Genomic DNA, 22625 nt, shown 5'->3' with positions numbered 1-22625 from the left:
ACCGGTCCCGTAGCGTGCGGCGTAATCTAAAGTTGACATAACTCTAAGCATCCACTTGAGGTTCAGTCTTTTCGCTGGAACTTTTCGCTGGAACAGGGGCCAACCGGCCACAACGGGAACAGAACGAGGCGAGAGGCGCGGACGTGGCGGCACCGCAGAACTACCTGGCACTCATCAAGGTCGTCGGCATCGGCGGAGGCGGCGTGAACGCCGTCAACCGGATGATCGAGCACGGTCTGAAGGGCGTTGAGTTCATCGCCATCAACACCGACGCGCAGGCGCTGCTGATGAGCGACGCGGACGTCAAGCTCGACATCGGCCGGGAGGAGACCCGCGGCCTCGGCGCCGGCGCGAACCCGGCGATCGGGCAGAAGGCCGCCGAGGACCACGCGGAGGAGATCGAGGAGGCGCTCAAGGGCGCCGACATGGTCTTCGTCACCGCGGGCGAGGGTGGCGGCACCGGCACCGGTGGCGCGCCGGTGGTGTCCCGGATCGCGCGCTCGCTCGGTGCGCTGACCATCGGTGTGGTGACCCGGCCGTTCTCGTTCGAGGGCAAGCGCCGTGCGACCCAGGCGGAGGACGGTATCGCCGCCCTCCGTGAGGAAGTCGACACCCTGATCGTCATCCCGAATGACCGCCTGCTGACCATCTCCGACCGCGCCGTGTCCGTGTTGGACGCGTTCAAGCAGGCCGACCAGGTGCTGCTGCAAGGTGTGTCCGGTATCACCGACCTGATCACCACGCCCGGTCTGATCAACGTGGACTTCGCCGACGTCAAGGCGGTCATGTCGAACGCCGGCTCGGCGCTGATGGGCATCGGCTCGTCCCGCGGCGAGGACCGCGCGGTGGCGGCGGCCGAGGCGGCCATCTCGTCTCCGTTGCTTGAGGCAAGTATCGAGGGTGCGCACGGCGTGCTGCTGTCGATCGCGGGCGGTTCCGACCTGGGCCTGTTCGAGATCAACGAGGCGGCCCAGCTGGTCTCGGAGTCCGCGCACACCGACGCGAACATCATCTTCGGCGCGGTCATCGACGACGCCCTCGGCGACGAGGTGCGGGTCACCGTGATCGCGGCCGGCTTCGACGGCGGGATGCCGAAGCGGCGCGAGCAGGCGATGAACCAGGCCCGCCCGCAGACGTCCCGGCCGGCCCAGCAGTCGTACTCGGCGCCGGCGTCGAGCGCGCCGGGGGGAACCCAGAACGGCCAGCAGGCCGCGCAGCCCGCGACCGGTCAGCCGCCCGTGGGTCAGCCTGCCGACGGCCAGTTCGCCGCCGGCGCAACCCAGTCCGCGAGCGGTCAGCCCGGCGCCGGCCAGGCCATCGGTGGTCAGCCGGGTGCCGCGGCCGGTCAGTCCTCGAACGGGCAGGCAGGATCCGGACAGTTCACCAACCCGCCGACGCCGACCGACGACACCGTCCCGGTGCCTGCGTCGACGGAGGGCCGTCCGGGTGCGGGGACGACCAACTCGGCCCGGCCGCAGCCCGGCGACCCGGTCCGCACGGTCCAGTCGGGCCAGCAGTCGACGCAGCCGGCACCGCACACGCCGGCCTCACCGACCGCGCCGGCCACCCAGCACTCCTGGCCCACGAACGGCCCGAGCAGCGCGGGTTCGAACGGCAGCTCGGCCTCCGGGTCCAACCCGTCGACCGGCTCCACCCCGACCCGCCCGCCCCGCAAGCCCGAGCCCGAAGAAGACCTCGACATCCCCGACTTCCTCAAGTAACTAATTCGGGCGACGGCAGACCATGGCGGTGCTTCACTGACCGCCATGCGCAAAGACGAGATCGCCGCAGTCATCGACCAGGTCGCCTCGCTGGTCCGGACCCACTATGTGTTCCCCGAGGTCGGTGCGGCGGTCGCCGACCGGCTGACCGCGGCCGGGTCGGTCGGCCGGTACGACGACCTGACCGAGCCGGTGGAGCTGGCCGAACGCATGACCGCCGATCTCCAGGTCGGCAACGACGACAAGCACCTGCGGCTGCTCCACCACGTCGACGAACTGTTCGACGAGGGCGCCGACCCGGTCGCCGAGAAGGCGGCCTGGGTACGGCGGGTCGAGCTGAACGCGGCCGGGATGGCGCGAGCGGAGCGGCTGGCCGGCAATGTCGGCGTACTCGAGATCCGGCCGACGCTCTTCGAGCCGAAGCACGCGGGAGCCGCGGCGGCCGGGGCGATGGCGATGCTGTGGGCGACCGACGCGTTGCTGCTGGATCTGCGCGGTTGCCGGGGTGGTTCGCCGGACATGGTCGCGCTGCTGTGCAGCTACTTGTTCGAGGACGAGCCGGTCCACCTGAACGACCTGGTCACGCCGTCCGACGGGACAGTCCGCCAGTACTGGACTGTGCCGCAGCTGGTCGGCCCCCGGTTCGGCGGCAGCAAACCGATCTGGGTGCTGACGTCGGCGACCACCTTCTCGGCGGCCGAGGAGCTGACCTACAACCTGCAGCAGCTCAAGCGTGCTGTCGTGGTCGGTGAACGCACGCGGGGTGGTGCCCACCCGCGCGAAGGATTCACGGTCCACCGGCACCTCGAAGCCACCGTTCCGATCGCACGGGCGGTCAATCCGGTGTCCGGGACGAACTGGGAAGGCACCGGGATCACGCCTGATCTGGAGGTGGCGGCCGAGACGGCGTTCGCGGTGGCCTACGGTCACGCACTGGATCACGTCGTCGGCCTGGGGGACGGCGACGGGCGCCGCGAAGTCGCCGAGGAGGCGCGGACGGCGCTCGCCGGGCTGCGCGCGACTCCCACCAGCTGAGCCGGTCCGGCCTGTGCTGACCCGGCTGGATAGCCTTCAGGTGTGTTCGGCTACGACGAGGTTCTCGAGGATGTCCGCTTCGCCTTCACCGATCGCTTCGGGGGGACGAGCAAGGCGCCGTACGGCGAACTGAACCTCGGCGGAGCCGGTGAGGACCCCGCGTTGATCGGCGAGAACTTCCGCCGCGTCGGCGCCGCCTTCGGAGTCCCGCCGGAGGCCGTCGTCAGGGTCAGCCAGGTCCATGGCCGCGACGTTCATGTGGTCGCCCCCGCTGACGAGCTGCCGCTCGCCCCGACACCCACCGCGGACGCGATCGTCACCACCCGGTCCGACATCGTGCTGGCGGTTCGGGCCGCCGACTGCCTGCCCGTCCTGCTCGCCGACCCGGTGAACGGCGTCATCGGTGCCGCACACTCCGGACGGCCGGGGATGTACCTCGGCGTCGTGCCGGCAACCGTCGAAGCGATGCGTGAGCTCGGCGCCTCCCGGATCACCGCTGTCCTCGGGCCGTACGCCTGCGGCAAGTGCTACGAGGTGCCGGAGCAGATGCGGGCCGAGATCGTCGAGCGCGTGCCCGCGTCGTACTCCGAGACGAGTTGGGGGACGCCGGCGCTGGACGTGGCCGCTGGGGTGACGGCACAACTCGCCGAGCTGGGGGTCGAGGTGATCGATAGGACCGCCTGCACGATCGAGTCGGACAGCCTCTACTCCTATCGGCGCGAAGGCAAGGTCAGTGGCCGGCAGGCCGGGCTGATCAAGCTGGCCGCAGGATGAGCGCACGCGAGGAGGAGCTGCGGGCGAATCTGCGGCTGGTCCGGGAGCGGATCGAGAAGGCCTGTCAGGCGGCCGGGAGAGCTCCGGACGAGGTCACCCTTGTCGCGATCACCAAAACCTTCCCAGTCAGCGACGTGCGGGCGCTGGCGGCCTTCGGGGTTCACGACGTCGGCGAGAACCGCGAGCAGGAACTCAAGGCGAAGGCCCCGGACTGCCCGGACCTCACCTGGCACTTCGTCGGTCAGCTGCAGTCGAAGAAGGCTCGCTCGGTGGTCCGCTCGGCGGCGGTCGTGCATTCGGTCGACCGGTCGTCGCTGGTCGCCGCGCTGTCCAAGGCCGCGGTCGCGGAGGAGAAGACGCTTCGCTGCCTCCTCCAGGTGAGCCTCGCGTCGTACGGATCCACGGATGCCGCGACCGGCGCCGCACGCGGTGGTGTCGAACCGGACGCCGTACTGGAGCTGGCCGCGGACGTTGCCGCGGCGGACGGGCTCGAGCTCGGCGGGGTGATGGCGGTAGCACCGCTCGGATCGGACCCCGGCGAAGCCTTCGCCGGCCTGCACGACGTAGCCTCCCGACTACGCTCCGAACACCCCGGCGCCGACTGGATCTCGGCCGGAATGACCGGGGATCTGGAGGCGGCGATCAGGCACGGGGCGACACACGTGCGGCTCGGGCGCGCCTTACTCGGTACGCGTCCTCCACTCGGTTAGTGTCGACATCGAGCAGGTTTTGCTTCCTGCTCACCGTTGTCGTCGAAACCGGATCGAGGGGTCGGAGGGCCATGAGCGGCGCGCTGCGCAAGATGGGTGTCTACCTCGGCTTGGTCGAGGACGGGGAGCGCTACAACGCGCGGTACGACGACGAGTACGACGACTACGAAGAGTTCGACGACGAAGCCGTCGACGGGGAGTCCCACGAGCCCGAGCCGGTGCCCGCCGGCCGGGAGAGTCGCGAGACCCGTGAATCGCGCACCGAGTCGTCGACGAACTCAGGTCGCGAGGAGCAGGGCGCGACGGTCAGCAAGTTTCCAGATCGACGTGGTGTCGCACCGTCACCGGAGGTTACCGAGTTGGCCCGCATCACCACCGTGCACCCGCGCAGCTACAACGAGGCGCGAGTCATCGGTGAGCACTTCCGCGACGGGACGCCCGTCATCATGAACCTGACCGAGATGGACCATGCCGACGCCAAGCGGCTGGTCGACTTCGCCGCCGGGCTGATCTTCTGCTGCCGTGGATCGATCGAACGGATCACCACGAAGGTCTTCCTGGTCTGCCCGCCGAACGTGACTGTCGCCGCCGAGGAGAAGGAGAAGATCGCAGCGGACGGGTTCTACAACCAGAGCTGATCGCTCTGCCTTCCGCTGTCTTCTACACTCATTGACGACATGGTTGCTCTAGCGCTCGTCCTCAGTGTTCTCAGCTGGGTGCTGCTCGCCTTCTTCCTCGTGCTGGTGGCGCGGTTCGTGCTCAGTCTGATCGTCATGTTCGCGCCGCAGTGGCACCCGAAGGGGCCGTTGCTGCTCTTCTTCGAGATGATCTACTCGATCACCGATCCGTTCCTGCGGCCGCTGCGCCGCATCCTGCCCCCGATCGGGGCCGGCGGGGTGCGGATCGACCTGTCCATGCTGATGCTCTTCGTGATCGTGTCGGTGGCGATGTCCATCAACTCGACCGCTTTGCGCTCACTGTGAGGGTGAGGACGTCACGGACCGGGTAGGTAGAGTCAGTCTCGAAATGGGGAACTCCGGGCGTTGTCGCCCGCCCGGATTCCGTTCTAAGACAACGAAGCGATAACGTGATCTACTGAGTCGCCGAGGTGAAGGCCACGGGGACTCCGCCAAGACACAGACAAACGAGGTGAAAGATGCCGCTGACGCCGGATGACGTCCGCTCGAAGCAATTCACGCCCGTCCGACTACGGGAGGGCTACGACGTCACTGAGGTCGACTCCTTCCTCGACGAGGTCGAAGCCGAGCTCGAGCGACTTCTCGCCGAGAACGAGGAGCTGCGGGCCAAGCTCGCGGCGGCTCAGCGCGCGGGTGCCGGTCAGGAACGGCCGGTCGACCAGACCGCCGCGCTGCCGCCCGTCGTGCAGCAGCCGAAGCCCCCGGTCGTGGTCGAGAAGCCGGAAGAGAAGCCGCCCGTGGTGCCCGCTGTAGCGGCCGCGGGGGCTGCTGCGGCAGCAGGTACCGTCGGGGACGCTTCCAGCTCCGCCGTGCGGCTGCTGGAGATGGCTACCAAGCACTCCGACGACCTGGTCCAGGAGGCGAAGGACACCGCCGACAAGATCATCGGCGAGGCCCGCGCCAAGGCCGAGCGGCTGGAGAACGAGGCTCGCGGCAAGGCCGACCGGATGACCGGCGAGGCTCGTGCCCGCGCCGAGAAGCTGGACGGCGAGATCGCCGAGCGCCGCGCCCAGATGCTGGGCACGCTGGAGAAGCAGAAGGGCCAGCTGGAGCGCACGATCGACGACCTGCACGCCTACGAGCGCGAGTACCGCAGCCGGCTGAAGACGTACTTCACCGAGCAGCTCAAGGCGCTGGGCAACGGCGACGACACGCTCAGCCCGCGGAACGGGTTCCGTCCCGAGGCCCGCGCGCAGGCGCACGGTCACGGCGTCTAAAAACCTCTGACAAGAGGCGGTGCTTTCCGGCGGCACCGCCTCTTCGTCATGTCCGGACCCCTTTGACGCACCGTCCGTTGGTGGTGACACGGTGTCAGGGCCAGGCGAGAGGTTGCTTCCGGCCACTGAGCGTTTCCACATCAGTGAGCCGCAAGCGGTACGGCGTAAGCCGCAGGAGTGAAGGTGATTCCCCGGCCGGTCCAACGGGGAAAACACTCCAGAAGTCGTAGCCGAGTGCTGCGGGGGCGTCGCGGTACAGCTCCCACACTCGTTGCCGGGTCGCCGCATCGCCGACCCACTCCGCGTGGCAGTCCGCGACGGCGACCTCGTGACCGGGTTCCCAGTAGCTGCAGGTCAGGTACGGGCTGTACGCCAGGTGCCGGACCTTCACCGGCGTCGCCCGCGTCACGATCCAGCCGACCAGCTCTGTGTTCAGCTCCCAGAGCGGGTGCAGGATCCGGGATCGGGGCCGGTTGTCCGGTCCGACCGTTGCCACCGCGCACCAGACGATCCGGTGCGCTCTCTCGACGAACTCTTTTTGCACAACCATGGTTGTAGATTAACCGATGCACAACCAAGGTTGTATAGTTCACGCCCATGGAGTTCGATCCCGCTGGAGCCGACCTGTCCCTGGCGTCGCTGTTCACCGGCTGGGCGCTGGCCGACGAGATCCAGCGGCGGCTCGCCGGGGAGGGTTTCGAGGATGCACGCTTCGCCGACGGGGTGGTGTTCCAGCATCTGGTCGGTGGACCGGTGACCATCAGCACACTGGCCGAGCGTCTCGGCGTCACCCAGCAGGCGGCCTCGAAGTCGGTCGCCGATCTGGAGAAGCGCGGCTATCTCAGCCGCCGGCCGGATCCCGCCGATGCACGCGCCCGGCAGGTGGTGCTGACCGCCCGTGGTGACGCGGTGATCGCGGCGGCGCGCAAACACCGGGCCGTGCTGGATGCGGAGCTTCGCCACGCTTTGGGCGACGATCGGGTCGAGGTGGCGCGACTGCTGCTGGTCGACGTGATCAACCGGCTCGGCGCGAGCCCGGCGTTGCGGGCTCGCGCCGTACGACCGCCGCGCTGACTCAGGCTCGAGTCAGCCAGTAGGTCAGCTGCAGGTCCTCTTCGGTGCTGGTGGCAACGTCGGCGGACTCCGAAGGCGCCGACTGGGTCAGCTCGACGGCCAGGACCTCGCGGGCGATCTCGTCGGCGTGCTTGCCCAGGGCATCGGTCAGTTCGGTGTCGGTCGAGGTGAGCCAGACCTTGATCCGGTCCGACACCTCGAGACCGGCATTCTTCCGGGCCTCCTGCAGCGTCCGGACCACCTCGCGGGCCAGGCCGGCCTGCTTGAGCTCCGGGGTGACCTCGAGGTCGAGAGCAACGGTCTCGCCCTGCTCGTTCACCACCGACCAGCCTTCCTTCGGCCGCTCGGACAGCAGCACCTCGGCCTCGCCGACGCGGACGTCCTCGCCGTCGACGACGACACTCGCCGTCCCGGTTTCCTTCAGCTCGACCGCGAGCGCACCGGCGTCGGCGGCGGCGATCGCGGCCGCGACCACCGGCGTCTGCTTGGCGAATCGCTTGCCGAGCTCGCGGAAGTTGCCCTTGGCAGAGAACTCGACCAGATCCGCGCCCGCCGCGGACAGTGGCTCGACCGCGCCCACGTTGAGCTCCTCGGCGATCTCCCGCAGCAGTTCGGGCGACAGGTCCGCGATCGCCGCGGACCCGACCAGGGCGCGGGACAGCGGCTGACGCGTCCGCACCTTCGCCTCGGCCCGTGCCGACCGGCCGAGCTCGACGACGCGCCGGGCCATCGACACGTGCTGCGCGAGTACGTCGTCGATCAGCGTCTCGTCGTACGTCGGGAACGCGCTGAGGTGGACCGACTCCGGCAGGCCGGGCGTGACCGGGCGGAACACGTCCTGCCAGACCCGCTCGGTGACGAACGGCATCAGCGGCGCCATCACCCGGGTCAGCACGTCGAGCGTCTCGTGCAGCGTCGCCAGCGCGCCGGCGTCACCGGACCAGAACCGGCGGCGGGACCGCCGTACGTACCAGTTCGAGAGCACGTCGACGAACGAGTTGACCAGCAGGCCGAGCCGCTGCGTGTCGTAGGCGGCGTACGCCTCGTCGGTGTCCCGGACCAGCCGGTGCGTCTCGCTGACCAGCCAGCGGTCCAGCACCGAGCGATCCGCGACCGCGGGGGCGTCGGTGGGTGACCAGTCGGCCAGCCGTGCGTACAGGGCGTGGAACGCGACCGTGTTCCAGTAGGTGAGCAGCACCTTCCGGACGATCTCGTTCAGCACGTTCGGGCCGATGCCACGCGCCTTCCACGGTGAGCCGGACGCGGCCATGAACCAGCGCACCGCGTCCGCGCTGTGGTCGTCCATCAGCGGGATCGGCTCGAGGATGTTGCCCAGGTGCTTGGACATCTTCCGGCCGTCCTCGGCCAGGATGTGCCCGAGGCAGACGACGTTGCGGTACGACGACTCGTCGAAGACCAGCGTGCCGATCGCCATCAGCGTGTAGAACCAGCCACGGGTCTGGTCGATCGCCTCGGAGATGAAGTCGGCCGGGTACGTCTGCTCGAACTTCTCCTTCGACCCCTCCGCCCACGGGTAGCCCCACTGCGCGAACGGCATCGCGCCCGAGTCGTACCAGGCGTCGATCACCTCGGGCACGCGGCGAGCCTCGCCACCACAGGTCGGGCAGGCGAAGGTGATGTCGTCGACGTACGGCCGGTGCGGGTCGGTCTCGCTCAGCTCCCGTCCGGCCAGGTCACCGAGCTCGGCCAGCGAACCCACGCAGACCTGGTGGTCGTCCTCGCAGCGCCAGATCGGCAGCGGCGTACCCCAGTAGCGCGAGCGCGAGACTGCCCAGTCGATGTTGTTGCGCAGCCAGTCGCCGTACCGGCCCCACTTGACCGAGTCCGGGTACCAGTTGGTCTTCTCGTTCTCCCGGAGCAGGGCGTCCTTCACCTGTGTGGTGCGGATGTACCAGGACGGGAGGGCGTAGTACATGACCGGGGTGTGGCAGCGCCAGCAGTGCGGGTACGGGTGCTCGTACGGCACGTGCTTGAACAGGATGCCGCGCTCGTCCAGGTCCTTGACCAGGTCCTCGTCGGCCTTCTTGAAGAACTGCCCGCCGACCAGCGGCACGTCGGCGTTGAAGTGACCGCTGGCGTCCACCGGGTTCACCACCGGCAGGTTGTACGCGCGGCTCACCGCGAGGTCGTCCGCACCGAACGCGGGGGACTGGTGCACCAGACCGGTGCCGTCCTCGGTGGTGACGTAGTCCGCGAGTACGACGTAGTGCGCCGGCTCGGTGAACTCCACCAGCTCGAACGGCCGCTGGTAGGTCCACCGCTCCATCTCGCGGCCGCCGTACTGACCGGTCACCGTCCAGCCCTCGCCGAGCCTGTCCAGTAGCGGCTCCGCCACGACCAGGGACTCGTTGCCGTCGGTGGCGACGACGTACTGGACATCCGGGTGCACTGCGACCGCGGTGTTTGAAACGAGTGTCCAAGGAGTCGTGGTCCAGACCAGGAGCGACGCCTGACCGGCCAACGGGCCTGACGTCAGCGGGAAGCGCACGTACACCGAGGGGTCGACGACCGTCTCGTAGCCCTGGGCGAGCTCATGGTCGGACAGTCCGGTGCCACAGCGCGGGCAGTACGGCGTGATGCGGTAGTCCTCGACCAGCAGTCCCTTGTCGTGGACCTGCTTGAGCGACCACCAGACGGACTGGACGTACTCAGGGTCCATGGTCCGGTACGGGCGCTCGAGGTCGACCCAGTAGCCCATCCGGACCGTGAGCTCGTTGAACGCGTCCACATGCCGCAGCACCGACGCACGGCACTTGGCGTTGAACTCGGCGATGCCGTACGCCTCGATGTCGTTCTTGCCGTTGAAGCCGAGCTCCTTCTCCACCGCGACCTCGACGGGCAGGCCATGGCAGTCCCAGCCGGCCTTGCGCTCGACCCAGAAGCCCTTCATGGTCCGGTAGCGCGGGAAGACGTCCTTGAAGACGCGCGCCTCGATGTGGTGGGTGCCGGGCATGCCGTTCGCGGTCGGCGGGCCCTCGAAGAACGTCCACGGCTGCCCGCCGGCGGACTGCTCGAGGCTCTTGGTGAACGTGTCGTGCTCGTCCCAGAGGGTGAGCACCTCCCGCTCGAGTGCGGGGAAGTCGACCTGGGCAGGAACCTGCCGCCAGGGAGTGTTCGGGCTCTGTGCCGCCATCTTCCGTCGTCCTTCGTCGCCAGTGACCTGCTGACGAGGGACGAAGCACCGGACACATTTGCCCGTTACCGCGCGGTACCACCCTCCTTGGTGACCCTGAGTGCGGTCACCCACTTCCTTCTCGCGTCGCTGCCGGTTCTAATAGGTCCTTGCGGACTTTTCTTCCGGCGGCTCCGGGGTGATGGCCCCATCAAAGCCTTGCGGATCGCGGTTGTCAGTGTACGGCGTCGTACCAGGCAACTACGAATCGTTAATCGCTGGTCAGCCGGGACCGCCAGGGACGAGAATCTGCCGGAACACGTGGTTGCCGGCGAAGGGGGAGGAAGATGGCTGGCCGACTGAAACGTTGGGGTGACTCAACGTAGCCACTGAGACGTGGCTGTGACGCGCGGAACATCGAGTGGCCTTGAAGAACCGACTACCGTATGTCCACGGTCTGCGCGTCGGACTGGCACGTGGGAACCACGTGGCCTACTGTCTTGCGACCAGTCCGCTTCAGTCTCCGACTAAGGCAGGGGGTAGCTGACCATGGCTTCATCGGCTCCCAAGAAGACCGCCCCCCAACGCACCACCGCGGCCAAGAAGAGTGCCGCCAAGAAGACGACCGAGCCGGCCGCGACCACGGCCCGCAAGAAGGCTCCGGCGAAGACCTCGCCGGCCACCAAGACTCCCGCGGCGAAGAAGACTTCAAAGACCACCGCGGCGAAGGCTCCGGCCAAGAAGACCCCTGCCAAGCAAGCGACAACGAAGAGGGTGGCCATGAAGACGAACGAGAACAGGACCTCGGCAACGGCGCCGGCCAGGTCCGCAGCACACAAGGCAGAGACCCTCACGGTGAAGTCCGGCGAGACCCCGTGGACGGCGGCCGAGCTGGCCGAGCTCCGCGGCGAGCTCGAAGCCGACGTGGTGCACCTGAAGAAGGAGATCCACGACGCCGAGCAGGAGATCGTCGGCCTGCTCCGCGACGGCGGTGACGGCGCGGGGAACGACCAGGCCGACGTCGGCTCCACCACGCTCGAGCGCGACCACGAGATGTCGCTGGCGAACAACGCCCGGGACATGCTCGACCAGATCGAGCGCGCGCTGGCCAAGATCGAGGACGGTACCTACGGCGTCTGCGAGAGCTGCGGCAACGCGATCGGCAAGGGTCGGTTGCAGGCGTTCCCGCGTGCGACACTGTGCGTGTCATGCAAAGAACGCGAAGAACGCCGCTGAACGATCCAGCTTCGTCCCGTCAGGTGGGGGACGCGGAGTCACCGGAACCGGCCGACCTCGAGTCGGCCGGTTCTCCGTCGTCTCCGGAACCCGGCGGCGGTGCGCCGACGACGAGGTCCTGGAAGTGGATGCTGCTGTTCGGCGGCGTCGGGTTGCTGATCCTGTTCCTGGATCAGCTGACCAAGGCGCTGGCGCTGCAGCATCTGACGCCGGGTGAGCCGGTGAACGTGATCGGGAGCCTGCTGAAGTTCAACCTGATCCGGAACTCGGGCGCCGCGTTCAGCCTGGGCAGTGGGTACACGCCGTACATCAGCGCGGTGCAGATCACCGTCGCGATCGGCGTCATCTACCTGTCCCGCAAGCTCGGGTCGGCCGGGTGGGCGGTCGCGTTCGGGCTCCTGTTCGGCGGCGCGGTCGGCAATATCATCGACCGGGTCTTCCGCGAGCCGTCGCCGTTCCACGGGCACGTGGTCGACTTCCTGCAGACCCCGCACTGGGCGATCTTCAACATCGCGGACATGGCGGTCACGTCGGCCGCGATCCTGCTGGTGATCCAGACCCTGCGCGGGATCAAGCTCGACGGGACCCGGGAGCAGCGCAAGTGAGCTCGCGGACCGTGATGGTGCCGGACGGGCTGGCCGGCGAGCGGCTGGACGCGGCGCTGTCCCGCCTGTTCGGCGTGTCCCGGACCAAGGCCGCCGAGCTGATCGAGTCCGGCCTGGTCCAGGTCGACGGTGCCCCGGCACCCAAGTCGTCCCGGGTCGCGGCCGGCGTCCTGCTCGACGTCGAGCTACCACCTCCGCCGGGCGAAGTGACCGTCGTACCGGAGACGGTGGACAACCTGCGGATCGTGTACGACGACGACGAGATCATCGTGGTCGACAAACCGGTCGGCGTGGCCGCGCACCCGTCTCCCGGGTGGACCGGCCCGACCGTGATCGGCCACCTGGCCGGCGCGGGCTTCACCATCTCCACCAGCGGCGCTGCCGAGCGCAAGGGCATCGTGCACCGGCTCGACGTCGGCACCTCCGGGCTGATGGTGGTCGCGAAGACGGAGTACGCGTACACGGTGCTCAAGCGCGCCTTCAAGGAGCGCACGGTCAAGAAGATCTACCACGCGCTGGTGCAGGGTCACCCCGACCCGTTCACCGGCACCGTGGACGCCCCGATCGACCGGCACCCGCATCACGACTACAAGTTCGGCGTCGTCGCGGGCGGCAAGCCGAGCGTGACGCACTACGAGACGCTCGAGGCGTTCCGGTACGCCACCCTGCTCGAGATCACCCTCGAGACCGGACGGACGCACCAGATCCGCGTCCACATGTCCGCGATCGGGCACCCGTGCTGCGGCGACCTCACGTACGGCGCCGACCCGGTCCTCGCCGAGCGGCTCCAGCTCACCCGGCAGTGGCTGCACGCCATGCGGCTGGGCTTTGCCCACCCCGGTACGGGCGAGTACGTCGAGTTCACCTCGGAGTACCCCGACGACCTCGACCACGCGTTGGACCTCCTCGTCGACGCCCAATGAAGCTCTACCTGTCCTCCTTTCGCCTCGGCGATCACCCGGAACGCCTGGTCACCCTGCTCCCGCCGCAGGTCCGGGTTGCCGTCATCGGCAACTCGATCGACAACGAGGATGCCGCCGTACGCCGGGAGAAGGTCGCCGAGGAGATCGCCTGGCTGACGGACCTCGGCCTCCGCGCCGACGAGCTGGATCTCCGCGCCACGAACGACCTCCGGGCGGAACTCGGGGAGTACGACGGAGTCCGGGTCCGTGGCGGCAACGTCTTCGTTCTCCGCATCGCCATGGCCAGCTCGGGAGCCGATCAGATCCTCCCTGAGCTGATCCGCTCCGGGGAGCTCGTGTACGCCGGGTACAGCGCCGGACCGTGTGTCCTCGCGCCCAGCCTGCGCGGCCTCGAGCTCTGCGACGACACGAGCGCGGTCGACGGTGACATCATCTGGGACGGCCTCGGTGTCCTCGACCATGCGATCGTTCCGCACCTCGACTCACCCGGACATCCCGAGACGGAGCTCCTTGCCGGTGTCGCGGAGCCCTACGACCGCACCGGCGTCGCGTACCTCCCCATGACCGATGGCCAAGCTCTCGTCATCGACGGCGCCCACCGCGAACTCGTCTGACCCCTTCTCGTCCAGGGGTGGGGCAGACGCATGCTGACCAGCTGAACTCCCCACCCGCAACCGGAACGCGACTTGGGTCAGAGCTGATCGGCAAGCCTGACGACAGCCGCAACCACCTGCGCGCCGTGTACCAACACCGGATCGTTGTGGTCGGCTCCTGGGATCTCGACAAGGTCCTTCAGCGTGGCGGCTGACTGGGCGACGTCGCGGCTCTGGTCGGGTGGTACGACGGAGTCGGCGCTGCCGTAGATCACGGTGACTGGCGCCCTCACGTTGGCCAGCTGCTTGGTGAGTGGGAACTCGTCGCGGAGGAGCAGCCGGACCGGGAGGAACGGGTAGTGGGCTTGTCCCACTGACGCCAGGTCGACGAACGGTGACCGCAGTACCAGCCCACCCGGTGCGATCTCGGTCGCCAGCTCGGTGACGACCGCGGCGCCGAGGCTCTCGCCGAAGTACACGATCCGCTCCGCCGGTACACCGATCTCCTCGACCAGATAGCGCTGTGCCGCGCGCACGTCCCGAGCGAGCCCTTCTTCGCTAGGACTGCCCTCGTTGCCGCCGTAGCCGCGGTAGTCGAACAGCAACACCGTCAACCCCTCAGCAGCCAGCGCGTGCGCCAGAGGTGCCCGTCCCTCGCGGTTGCCTCCGTTGCCATTGGCCACCAGTACGGCGATGCCGCGATCGGAACCTCGAGCCGGCACCAGCCATCCGCCCAGCTGAAGGCCGTCACTCGCCTGCAGCACCACGTCCTTGCCGCCGACCGTGGCAGCCGACGCCACAGCTGCTGTCTCGGGCAGGTAGATCAGCTGCCGCTGGAAACCCCAAAGGGTCGTCAGCAACAGCAGAGCCACGGCAGCCACGATCATCGCGATGCGCACCACTCCATCAGTGTGGCGCCTCGAGCCGGTCTCAAGCGCGCGGATCGGGCCTAGGCTGAGGCATGGCTGAGTCGAAGCCTGCGGCGACGACTCGTGGGCGGCTTCCAGCTGAGCTGACGAGTTTCGTGGGGCGGCGTCGTGCGCTGGCGGACACGAGGCGGTTGCTGTCGAGCAGCCGTCTGCTGACGCTGACCGGCGTCGGGGGAGTCGGCAAGACCCGGCTTGCGCTCCGGATGGCGACAGAGGTACGCCGGACGTTCCCCGACGGAGTCTGGTTCGTAGAACTCGGCGCCCTGCAGGATCCCGCTTTGCTCGGGCACACGCTGGCCGGAGCGCTCGAGCTGAGCCAGGTGTCGGCCAACCCGACGGCCGACCTCGCCGAGTACCTGGAGGACAAGCACCTGCTCCTGGTGCTCGACAACTGTGAGCAGTTGGCAGAGGCGTGCGCCGTACTGGTGAGCAAGCTGCTGGCGGCGGCACCCCAGCTCCGGATCCTGGTCACGAGCCGGCATGTGCTCGGCGTCGAGGGCGAGCAGGTCCTGTCGGTTCCACCGTTGTCAACGCCGCCGGTGGAGGTGCTGGCCGCCGATGCCGATCAGTACGAGTCGTTGGTTCTCTTCGCGGACCGGGTCCGTGCGATGGTGCCGGAGTTCGTGATCGACGAGACCAACCGGGCCCAGGTGATCGAGGTGTGCCGGCGGCTGGACGGCATACCGCTGGCCCTCGAGTTGGCGGCGGTCTGGATGCGGACGTTGTCGTTGTCGCAGATCATCGACCGGCTCGAGGATCGCTTCAAGTTGCTGACCGGCGGAAGGCCGGCGGGTCCGGCCAGGCAGCAGGCGCTGGATGCCGCGATCGGCTGGAGCTACGACCTGTGCTCGCCGGCCGAGCGGTTGCTGTGGGAGCGGTTGTCGGTCTTCGCCGGCGGGTTCGATCTGGAGGGCGTGGAGGAGGTCTGCTCGGGCGACGGGGTCGAGCGGGAGGATGTGCTCGGCCTCGTCGCCGGCTTGGTGAACAAGTCGATCATCAGCCGCACGATCGCCACCACCCACACGGTCGCCTGGTACGACATGCTCGGGACCATCTGTCACTACGGTGGCCGGCAGCTCGCCGAGGACGGCCGGACCCGCGAGTTCCGGCTCCGGCATCGCGACTACTACCGGACGCTGGCGGCCCGCTGGGAGGCAGACTCCTTCAGCCCGCGGCAGGCAGACTGGTTCATCCGGCTGCGTCGCGAGCACGAGAACCTCCGGGTCGCCCTCGACTTCTGTCTGGCCGAGCCGGGCGAAGGCGCCGCCGCGCTGGAGATCGCGGCGCCGATCTGGAACTTCTGGTTCGCCGGATTCCTCCGCGAGGGTCTTCGCTACCTCAGCCGGGCGATCGACGCAACGCCGGAGCAGACCCCGACCAGGGCGAAGGGGATCTGGGCCGGTGCCTATCTCGCCATGTTCCTGGGGGAGGCCGAGCAGTCGATCCGGCTGCTGGCCGAGTGCGCGGAACTCGCCGAGCGGTACGACGACGAGCGGCTGCGGTCCCGGATCGCCGAGGTTCAGGGGCAGGCGCTGATCTACCAAGGCGAGCTCGCCAGTGCCGTCGCCCGGCTCGAGAGTGGCCTGGCCGGCTACCGCGCGGTCCAGGACCGGCTGGGCGAGTTCGACATGCTGGTCTTATTGTCTGCGGCAACCTTCTTTCTCGGCGATCCGCGGGTGGACGCCTTCAGCCGGGCGGCGTACGAGCTGGCCGACGGTCAGGGTGCGGCGTCGTCGAAGGCATATGCGCTGTGGGGGCGCGCCCTCGTGCTGTGGCGCGATCACGACCAGTTCGAGGAGGCGACCCGCTCGTTCCGCACGGCGATCCGGCTGTGGCAACCGCTGAACGACCGGACCGGCATCGGGTTCTGCCTCCAGGGCCTGTCCTGGTGTGCCGGTTCGGCGACGCCCGACGAGGGTGCGGCCCGGCTGATGGGCGCGTCGCGAGCGGTGTGGCGGTCCAGCGGTGCGCATGTCGACGAGACGACGCCGTACAGCCAGTTCGACGACCAGGCCGAGGAGCGCATCCGGGCCGTGATCGGCGACGCGACGTTCGACCAGGCTTTCGCGCAAGGAGCGGCGTACTCGTTCGAGCAGGCGGTCTCGCTCGCTCTGGGGGAGGAGACCGAACGTGACGGGGCTACGAAGCCGGGAATGGCCGGGCGGCTGACGCGGCGTGAGCACGAGATCGCGGGGTTGATCGGCGAGGGCCTGAGCAACCGGGAGATCGCCGCCCGCCTGGTCATCTCCCAGCGAACCGCGGAGACCCACGTCGAGCACATTCTCAGCAAACTGGGCTTCAGTTCGCGCGCCCAGGTCGCTCGCTGGGTCGCCGAGCACCCCGATCGCCAGGTACCTAGGTAGCCAGATCCGTAAGTGTCCCGATGTCTGCGGGCCGCCGGAGCGGGATCGTTGCTGACAACGTTGTCCCCTCCCACGTTGCCGAGGTACCCCTCATGCCCGCCGAACCGAGCTGCCCACCCCTGCCCGGCAGCACCAGGGACTGGTGGCGGAACGCAGTCATCTACCAGGTCTATGTCCGCAGCTTCGCCGACTCCGACGGCGACGGCATCGGCGACCTCGACGGCGTCCGGGCCCGGTTGCCCTACCTGCGCAGCCTCGGCGTCGACGGCCTGTGGCTCAACCCGTTCTACCCGTCGCCGCAGCACGATCACGGGTACGACGTGTCCGACTACCGTGGCGTCCAGCCGGAGTACGGGACGCTCGAGTCCTTCGACCGGCTGATCCGGGACGCCCACCGGCTCGACCTCAAGGTGATCATCGACGTCGTACCGAACCACTGCTCGATCGAGCACCCCTGGTTCGTCGAGGCCCTCGCGGCCGGCCCGGGCAGCCCGGCGCGGGCCCGCTTTCACTTCGCCGACGGGCAGGGCGAGTACGGCGAGTTGCCGCCCAACAACTGGCGGTCGATCTTCGGAGGGTCAGCCTGGCAGCGGGTCCCGGCCCGATCGTGGGGTGGGGAAGGAATCGAGCGCAGCCAGTGGTACCTGCACACGTTCGCCGCCGAGCAGCCGGACTTCAACTGGCGGCACCCGGACGTGTCGTCGTACTTCGAGGACGTCCTGCGCTACTGGCTCGACCGCGGCGTGGACGGGCTGCGGATCGACGTCGCGCACGGGCTGCACAAGGCCGATGGCCTGCCGGATCACGAGCACGCGGACCACGACGAGCTCACCGGCGACCCGGTCAATCCGCACGCCTGGAACCAGCCGGAGGTGCACGAGGTGTGGCGCAGCTGGCGAGCGATCGCCGACGAGTACACGCGGCGGACCGGCCGCGAGCGGGTCCTGGTCGGCGAGGTCGGCCTGCTGGACACCGAGCAGCTCGCGCAGTATCAGCGTCCGGACGAACTGCACCAGACCTTCTACTTCGAGTTCCTCCGCGCCGAGTGGGACGACGAGGCGCTGTACGACGTGATCGACCGGGGGCTCGGGACGATCGCCAGGTCCGGATCATCAGTCGCCTGGGTGCTGAACAACCACGACATGCCGAGGTCCGTCACCCGGTATGCCGGCGGAGCACCGGGCGCCGGACCCGGCGATCTCGACCTCGGCCTCGCCCGGGCACGCGCGGCGGCGCTGCTGATGCTCGCGCTGCCGGGATCGTCGTACCTCTATCAAGGTGAGGAGCTGGGGCTGCCGGAGGTGACCGATCTGCCCGAGCATCTGCTGACCGATCCGATGTTCCACCGCAGTGGCGGCGTCCGACGCGGGCGGGACGGTTGTCGGGTACCGCTACCTTGGAGAGCAGCACACGACACCTTCGGGTTCTCCCCGAACGGCACACCGGGTACGACGTGGCTACCGCAACCGGACTGGTTCGCGGAGCACGCGGCGGACCAGTTGCTGGTCAGTGGAGACTCGATGCTGCATCTCTATCGCGAGGCGCTGGCACTGCGGCACCGGATACCGGCGCTCACGTCCGGCGACCTCCGATGGCTGCCGACAGAGCCCGGCGTACTCGCGTTCACGCGAGGCGACGGATTCGTCTGCGTCGTCAACTGCTTGCCGCGACCGGTGTGCAATCCGGTCGACGGCGCCCTGCTGATCGCCAGCGACCCGGAAGCCGGCGACAAGCTACCCCCGAACAGTGCCGTCTGGATCCTCCCGCCAGACGGTACGTAACCCGGCTGACCTGGCGTCTCTGAGACCCCTGCTCGGCGCCAGGTCGGCCGCTCCATCCTCCCGAATTCCTCCGGCTGGGAAGGATGGAGCGCCTGCCCCGCCGGCCAACTGCCGCGGTCGGCGGGGCAGTGCCAACTGGTGTGGATCTGGTGTGGTCCACGCCCGGATATCGGGCAGCCGACGGCCTACCCGGTGAGCCGGTGAAGAACTGTCGGCGGGCCCGATTAGGCTGCTGCAGTCCATCTCACTCACGCCCCCGGGAGGTCTGCGCAGACATGGCGTCCAGCGACAGTTTCGTGCATCTACACGTGCACACCGAGTACTCCATGCTGGACGGCGCCGCGCGGATCGACGAGTTGTTCAAAACCGCCCAGGAGATGGGCATGCCGGCCATCGCCACCACCGACCACGGCTACGTGTTCGGGGCGTACGAGTTCTGGAAGACCGCGAAGAAGTACGACGTCAAGCCGATCATCGGCGTGGAGGCGTACCTCACCCCGCACACCCACCGCAGCGAGCGGAAGCGGGTCAAGTGGGGCGACGCGAACTCGGGCCGCGACGACGTCTCCGGCTCGGGTGCCTACACCCACATGACGCTGCTGGCGAAGAACACCTCCGGCATGCACAACCTGTTCAAGATGAGCTCGCTGGCCAGCCTCGAGGGCTACTACTTCAAGCCCCGGATGGACCGCGACCTGCTGAACACCTACGGCCAGGGCCTGATCGCGACCACCGGCTGCCCGTCCGGCGAGGTGCAGACCCGGCTCCGCCTCGGGCAGTACAAGGAGGCCGTCGAGGCCGCCGCGGAGTTCCGCGACATCTTCGGCAAGGAGAACTTCTACTGCGAGCTGATGGACCACGGCCTCGGCATCGAGCGGGACATCCAGAAGGACCTGCTGAAGCTGGCCCGCGAGCTCGGCCTGCCGCTGGTCGCGACCAACGACCTGCACTACACCAAGCCCGAGGACTCGACCGCGCACGCCGCGCTGCTCTGCGTCCAGTCCGGCTCGACCCTGTCCGACCCGAACCGGTTCAAGTTCGACGCGAACGAGTTCTACGTCAAGACCGCGGCCGAGATGCGCGAGGTGTGGAAGGAACTGCCGGAGGCGTGTGACAACACGCTGCTGATCGCCGAGCAGTGCGACGTCAGCTTCACCGAGGGCGAGGGCCGGTTCATGCCGCGCTTCCCCTGCCCCGACGGTCACAACGAGGAGTCCTGGTTCGTCGCCGAGGTCGAGACCGGCCTGCACAAGCGGTATCCCGACGGCGTCCCGGACCAGGTCCGCAAGCAGGCGGAGTACGAGATCGAGGTCATCACCTCGAAGGGGTACGCCGGCTACTTCCTGGTCGTCGCGGACTTCATCAACTGGGCCAAGGAACACGGCATCCGGGTCGGTCCGGGGCGTGGTTCCGGTGCCGGTTCGATGTGTGCGTACGCGATGCGGATCACCGACCTGGACCCGCTCCAGCACGGCCTGATCTTCGAGCGCTTCCTGAACCCGGAGCGGATGTCGATGCCCGACTTCGACATCGACTTCGACGACCGCCGCCGCCCCGAGGTGATCCGGTACGTCACCGAGAAGTACGGCGACGACCGGGTCGCGATGATCGTCACCTACGGCACCATCAAGGCCAAGCAGGCGATCAAGGACGCCGGCCGGGTGCTGGACTACCCGTTCGCGATGGGCGACCGGATCACCAAGGCGATGCCGCCCGCGGTGATGGGCAAGGACGTGCCGCTGTCCGGGATCTTCGACCCGCAGCACAAGCGGTACTCCGAGGCCGGCGAGTTCCGCCAGCTGTACGAGTCGGACCAGGACGTGCGCAAGATCGTCGACACCGCCCGCGGCCTGGAGAACCTGAAGCGCCAGTGGGGTGTGCACGCGGCCGGCGTGATCATGTCCTCGGAGCCGCTGATCGAGCTGATCCCGATCATGCGCCGCGAGCAGGACGGCCAGGTCATCACCCAGTTCGACTACCCGAGCTGCGAGACGCTCGGCCTGGTCAAGATGGACTTCCTGGGCCTGCGCAACCTGACGATCATGGACGACGCGGTCAAGAACGTCGAGGCCAGCCGCGGCATCTCGCTGGACCTGGACGAGCTGGCCAAGAGCCTGGACGACGGCCCGACCTTCGAGTTGCTCGGCCGCGGCGACACGCTCGGCGTGTTCCAGTTCGACGGCGGCCCGATGCGGGCGCTGCTGCGGCTGATGAAGCCGGACAACTTCGAGGACATCTCCGCGGTCGGCGCGCTGTACCGGCCCGGTCCGATGGGTGCGAACAGCCACACCAACTACGCCCTGCGCAAGAACAAGCAGCAGGAGATCAGCTACCCGCACGACGAGCTCGCCGTCGCGCTCGAGCCGATCCTGGGGACGACCTACGGTCTGATCGTCTACCAGGAGCAGGTGATGGCGATCGCCCAGCAGCTGGGCGGTTACACGCTCGGCAAAGCGGATCTGCTCCGCCGGGCGATGGGCAAGAAGAAGCGCGAGGTGCTGGACGCGGAGTATGTCGGCTTCTCCGAGGGGATGAAGGAGAACGGCTTCTCCGCCCAGTCGATCAAGGCGCTCTGGGACGTCCTGGTCCCGTTCTCCGACTACGCGTTCAACAAGGCACACTCCGCGGCGTACGGGCTGGTCTCGTACTGGACGGCGTACCTGAAGGCCAACTTCCCGGCGGAGTACATGGCCGCCGTCCTCACGTCCGTCAAGGACGACAAGGACAAGATGGCCATCTACCTGAACGAGTGCCGCCGGATGGGCATCAAGGTGCTCCCGCCGGACGTGAACGAGTCGGACTCGAACTTCACCCCGGTCGGCACCGACATCCGCTTCGGCCTGTCCGCGATCCGCAACGTCGGCGTGAACGTGGTCGCCGAGATCGTCGTGGCCCGCGAGGAGAAGGGCCGGTTCACCGACTTCGTCGACTTCATCGACAAGGTGTCGCTGCCGGTCTGCAACAAGCGCGTCATCGAGTCGCTGGCCAAGGCCGGTTCGTTCGACTCGATGAACCACGCCCGGCGTGCGGTCGTCGCGGTGCACGAGCAGGCCGTCGACGAGGCCATCGACCTGAAGCGGAACGAGGCGCACGGCCAGTTCGACCTGTTCTCGATGGGCGACGACGACGCCGACGAGGGCGAGGGCAACAGCCGGCTGACCGTCACCGTTCCCGAGATCGAGGAGTGGGACAAGGCGACCAAGCTCGCGCACGAGCGCGACATGCTGGGTCTCTACGTGTCCGACCACCCGCTGTTCGGCGTCGAGCACGTGCTCACCAACGGCAGTGACTGCACCATCGGTCAGCTGCTCGCCGACGAGGACCGGCCGGACGGCTCCCAGGTGACGATCGGCGGCCTGGTCACCGCGGTCCAGCGGAAGGTGAACAAGCGCGGCGACATCTACGCGATCGTCACCATCGAGGACCTGGAAGGTTCGATCGAGGTGATGATGTTCTCCTCGGCGTACCAGTTGCACGCGCACCTGCTGACCAACGACGCGATCATTCTGATGAAGGGCCGGGTCCGCCGGCGCGAGGACCGGCTCGAGCTGAGCGGCTCCGAAGTGATCGTGCCGGACCTGACCGAAGGCCCCAGCGGGCCGGTGGTGATCACGATGCCGGTGAACCGCTGTACGCCGCCGCTGGTCGAGCAACTGCGGGACGTGCTGCAGTCGCATCCCGGGATGACCGAGGTGCAGTTGCGGCTGCAGGCCCGGCAGAAGACGACGGTGATGCGGATCGGCGACCGGTTCCGGGTGACTCCGACGTCGTCGCTGATGGCGGACCTCAAGGCCCTGCTCGGTCCGTCCTGCCTGGCCAGCTGATTGGGGCTG

The 22625-nt window shown here is 68.3% G+C and carries 17 protein-coding genes and 1 pseudogene; 15 read left to right on the top strand and 3 right to left on the bottom strand.

Annotated features, from left to right (window positions below):
• Window positions 1–74 precede the first annotated feature (74 nt).
• From ftsZ to AB0E63_RS15135, 7 genes and pseudogenes are all read left to right on the top strand, one after another.
• Window positions 75–1148: pseudogene (gene ftsZ, locus AB0E63_RS15165) on the top strand (cell division protein FtsZ); the annotation flags it as partial.
• 618 nt (window positions 1149–1766) lie between these two features.
• The gene (locus tag AB0E63_RS15160) at window positions 1767–2756 is read left to right on the top strand and encodes a S41 family peptidase (protein ID WP_360365686.1); all 990 of its coding nucleotides are present in this window, start codon (window positions 1767–1769) and stop codon (window positions 2754–2756) included.
• A gap of 42 nt (window positions 2757–2798) precedes the next feature.
• Window positions 2799–3530 carry a polyphenol oxidase family protein gene (locus AB0E63_RS15155; protein WP_360365684.1) on the top strand — a complete coding sequence of 244 codons (732 nt, stop codon included), beginning with the start codon at window positions 2799–2801 and terminating at the stop codon, window positions 3528–3530.
• Entirely contained in the window at window positions 3527–4240 is a 714-nt protein-coding gene (locus AB0E63_RS15150) for a YggS family pyridoxal phosphate-dependent enzyme (RefSeq protein WP_360365682.1), read from the top strand. Before AB0E63_RS15155 ends, AB0E63_RS15150 begins: the two co-directional genes overlap by 4 nt.
• A 71-nt stretch (window positions 4241–4311) precedes the next feature.
• A complete protein-coding gene (gene sepF, locus AB0E63_RS15145; protein ID WP_360365680.1) occupies window positions 4312–4878 on the top strand; it encodes a cell division protein SepF in 567 nt (188 codons plus the stop codon).
• Between the two features lie 39 nt (window positions 4879–4917).
• A complete protein-coding gene (locus AB0E63_RS15140; RefSeq protein ID WP_360365678.1) occupies window positions 4918–5223 on the top strand; it encodes a YggT family protein in 306 nt (101 codons plus the stop codon).
• Window positions 5224–5396: 173 nt separating this feature from the next.
• A complete protein-coding gene (locus AB0E63_RS15135; RefSeq protein ID WP_328521776.1) occupies window positions 5397–6155 on the top strand; it encodes a DivIVA domain-containing protein in 759 nt (252 codons plus the stop codon).
• Between the two features lie 94 nt (window positions 6156–6249).
• Here AB0E63_RS15135 and AB0E63_RS15130 read toward each other — a convergent pair whose 3' ends face one another.
• On the bottom strand, window positions 6250–6705 hold the full coding sequence (locus AB0E63_RS15130) for a pyridoxamine 5'-phosphate oxidase family protein (protein ID WP_360365677.1): 456 nt from the start codon (window positions 6703–6705) through the stop codon (window positions 6250–6252).
• A gap of 47 nt (window positions 6706–6752) precedes the next feature.
• On the opposite strand from AB0E63_RS15130, the gene AB0E63_RS15125 reads away from it, so the two are divergent.
• A complete protein-coding gene (locus tag AB0E63_RS15125) occupies window positions 6753–7229 on the top strand; it encodes a MarR family transcriptional regulator (RefSeq protein ID WP_360365675.1) in 477 nt (158 codons plus the stop codon).
• A gap of 1 nt (window position 7230) precedes the next feature.
• Here AB0E63_RS15125 and ileS read toward each other — a convergent pair whose 3' ends face one another.
• Window positions 7231–10383 carry an isoleucine--tRNA ligase gene (gene ileS, locus AB0E63_RS15120; protein ID WP_360365673.1) on the bottom strand — a complete coding sequence of 1051 codons (3153 nt, stop codon included), beginning with the start codon at window positions 10381–10383 and terminating at the stop codon, window positions 7231–7233.
• A gap of 528 nt (window positions 10384–10911) precedes the next feature.
• On the opposite strand from ileS, the gene AB0E63_RS15115 reads away from it, so the two are divergent.
• Genes AB0E63_RS15115 through AB0E63_RS15100 form a run of 4 tightly spaced genes read left to right on the top strand, consistent with a single transcriptional unit; the run spans window position 10912 to window position 13740 of the window.
• Entirely contained in the window at window positions 10912–11598 is a 687-nt protein-coding gene (locus tag AB0E63_RS15115) for a TraR/DksA C4-type zinc finger protein (protein WP_360365671.1), read from the top strand.
• Window positions 11571–12203 (top strand): signal peptidase II, encoded by a 633-nt coding sequence (gene lspA, locus AB0E63_RS15110; RefSeq protein ID WP_360365669.1) that lies wholly within the window; start codon window positions 11571–11573, stop codon window positions 12201–12203. The genes AB0E63_RS15115 and lspA overlap by 28 nt, the downstream gene beginning before the upstream one ends.
• Before the next feature lie 14 nt (window positions 12204–12217).
• Window positions 12218–13126, top strand: a complete 909-nt coding sequence (locus tag AB0E63_RS15105; RefSeq protein ID WP_360365817.1) for an RluA family pseudouridine synthase — start codon at window positions 12218–12220, stop codon at window positions 13124–13126.
• Window positions 13123–13740, top strand: a complete 618-nt coding sequence (locus AB0E63_RS15100) for a Type 1 glutamine amidotransferase-like domain-containing protein (protein ID WP_360365668.1) — start codon at window positions 13123–13125, stop codon at window positions 13738–13740. Before AB0E63_RS15105 ends, AB0E63_RS15100 begins: the two co-directional genes overlap by 4 nt.
• A gap of 77 nt (window positions 13741–13817) precedes the next feature.
• Here the strand turns inward: AB0E63_RS15100 and AB0E63_RS15095 are convergent, their stop codons facing one another.
• The gene (locus AB0E63_RS15095) at window positions 13818–14621 is read right to left on the bottom strand and encodes an alpha/beta fold hydrolase (RefSeq protein WP_360365666.1); all 804 of its coding nucleotides are present in this window, start codon (window positions 14619–14621) and stop codon (window positions 13818–13820) included.
• A 59-nt stretch (window positions 14622–14680) separates the two neighbouring features.
• On the opposite strand from AB0E63_RS15095, the gene AB0E63_RS15090 reads away from it, so the two are divergent.
• From AB0E63_RS15090 to dnaE, 3 genes are all read left to right on the top strand, one after another.
• Window positions 14681–17011: a LuxR C-terminal-related transcriptional regulator gene (locus AB0E63_RS15090; protein WP_360365664.1), complete on the top strand. Its 2331-nt coding sequence runs from the start codon at window positions 14681–14683 to the stop codon at window positions 17009–17011.
• Between the two features lie 92 nt (window positions 17012–17103).
• Window positions 17104–18792 (top strand): alpha-amylase family glycosyl hydrolase, encoded by a 1689-nt coding sequence (locus tag AB0E63_RS15085; RefSeq protein WP_360365662.1) that lies wholly within the window; start codon window positions 17104–17106, stop codon window positions 18790–18792.
• 275 nt (window positions 18793–19067) lie between these two features.
• A complete protein-coding gene (gene dnaE / locus AB0E63_RS15080; protein ID WP_360365660.1) occupies window positions 19068–22616 on the top strand; it encodes a DNA polymerase III subunit alpha in 3549 nt (1182 codons plus the stop codon).
• Window positions 22617–22625: the final 9 nt, after the last annotated feature.

Origin of the sequence: Kribbella sp. NPDC026596, from assembly GCF_040638415.1 — a bacterium.
Classification (GTDB): domain Bacteria; phylum Actinomycetota; class Actinomycetes; order Propionibacteriales; family Kribbellaceae; genus Kribbella.
The sequence above is the reverse complement of the archived record's forward strand: the minus strand, read 5'-3'. Positions and strand labels throughout refer to the sequence as shown.

Bases quoted from the DNA above. Each gene is read 5' to 3' on its own strand.
- AB0E63_RS15160 (WP_360365686.1), top strand. From the start codon at position 1,767: ATGCGCAAAGACGAGATCGCCGCAGTCATCGACCAGGTCGCCTCGCTG.
- AB0E63_RS15150 (WP_360365682.1), top strand. From the start codon at position 3,527: ATGAGCGCACGCGAGGAGGAGCTGCGGGCGAATCTGCGGCTGGTCCGG.
- sepF (WP_360365680.1), top strand. From the start codon at position 4,312: ATGAGCGGCGCGCTGCGCAAGATGGGTGTCTACCTCGGCTTGGTCGAG.
- AB0E63_RS15140 (WP_360365678.1), top strand. From the start codon at position 4,918: ATGGTTGCTCTAGCGCTCGTCCTCAGTGTTCTCAGCTGGGTGCTGCTC.
- AB0E63_RS15135 (WP_328521776.1), top strand. From the start codon at position 5,397: ATGCCGCTGACGCCGGATGACGTCCGCTCGAAGCAATTCACGCCCGTC.
- AB0E63_RS15130 (WP_360365677.1), bottom strand. From the start codon at position 6,705: ATGGTTGTGCAAAAAGAGTTCGTCGAGAGAGCGCACCGGATCGTCTGG.
- AB0E63_RS15125 (WP_360365675.1), top strand. From the start codon at position 6,753: ATGGAGTTCGATCCCGCTGGAGCCGACCTGTCCCTGGCGTCGCTGTTC.
- ileS (WP_360365673.1), bottom strand. From the start codon at position 10,383: ATGGCGGCACAGAGCCCGAACACTCCCTGGCGGCAGGTTCCTGCCCAG.
- AB0E63_RS15115 (WP_360365671.1), top strand. From the start codon at position 10,912: ATGGCTTCATCGGCTCCCAAGAAGACCGCCCCCCAACGCACCACCGCG.
- lspA (WP_360365669.1), top strand. From the start codon at position 11,571: ATGCAAAGAACGCGAAGAACGCCGCTGAACGATCCAGCTTCGTCCCGT.
- AB0E63_RS15105 (WP_360365817.1), top strand. From the start codon at position 12,218: ATGGTGCCGGACGGGCTGGCCGGCGAGCGGCTGGACGCGGCGCTGTCC.
- AB0E63_RS15100 (WP_360365668.1), top strand. From the start codon at position 13,123: ATGAAGCTCTACCTGTCCTCCTTTCGCCTCGGCGATCACCCGGAACGC.
- AB0E63_RS15090 (WP_360365664.1), top strand. From the start codon at position 14,681: ATGGCTGAGTCGAAGCCTGCGGCGACGACTCGTGGGCGGCTTCCAGCT.
- AB0E63_RS15085 (WP_360365662.1), top strand. From the start codon at position 17,104: ATGCCCGCCGAACCGAGCTGCCCACCCCTGCCCGGCAGCACCAGGGAC.
- dnaE (WP_360365660.1), top strand. From the start codon at position 19,068: ATGGCGTCCAGCGACAGTTTCGTGCATCTACACGTGCACACCGAGTAC.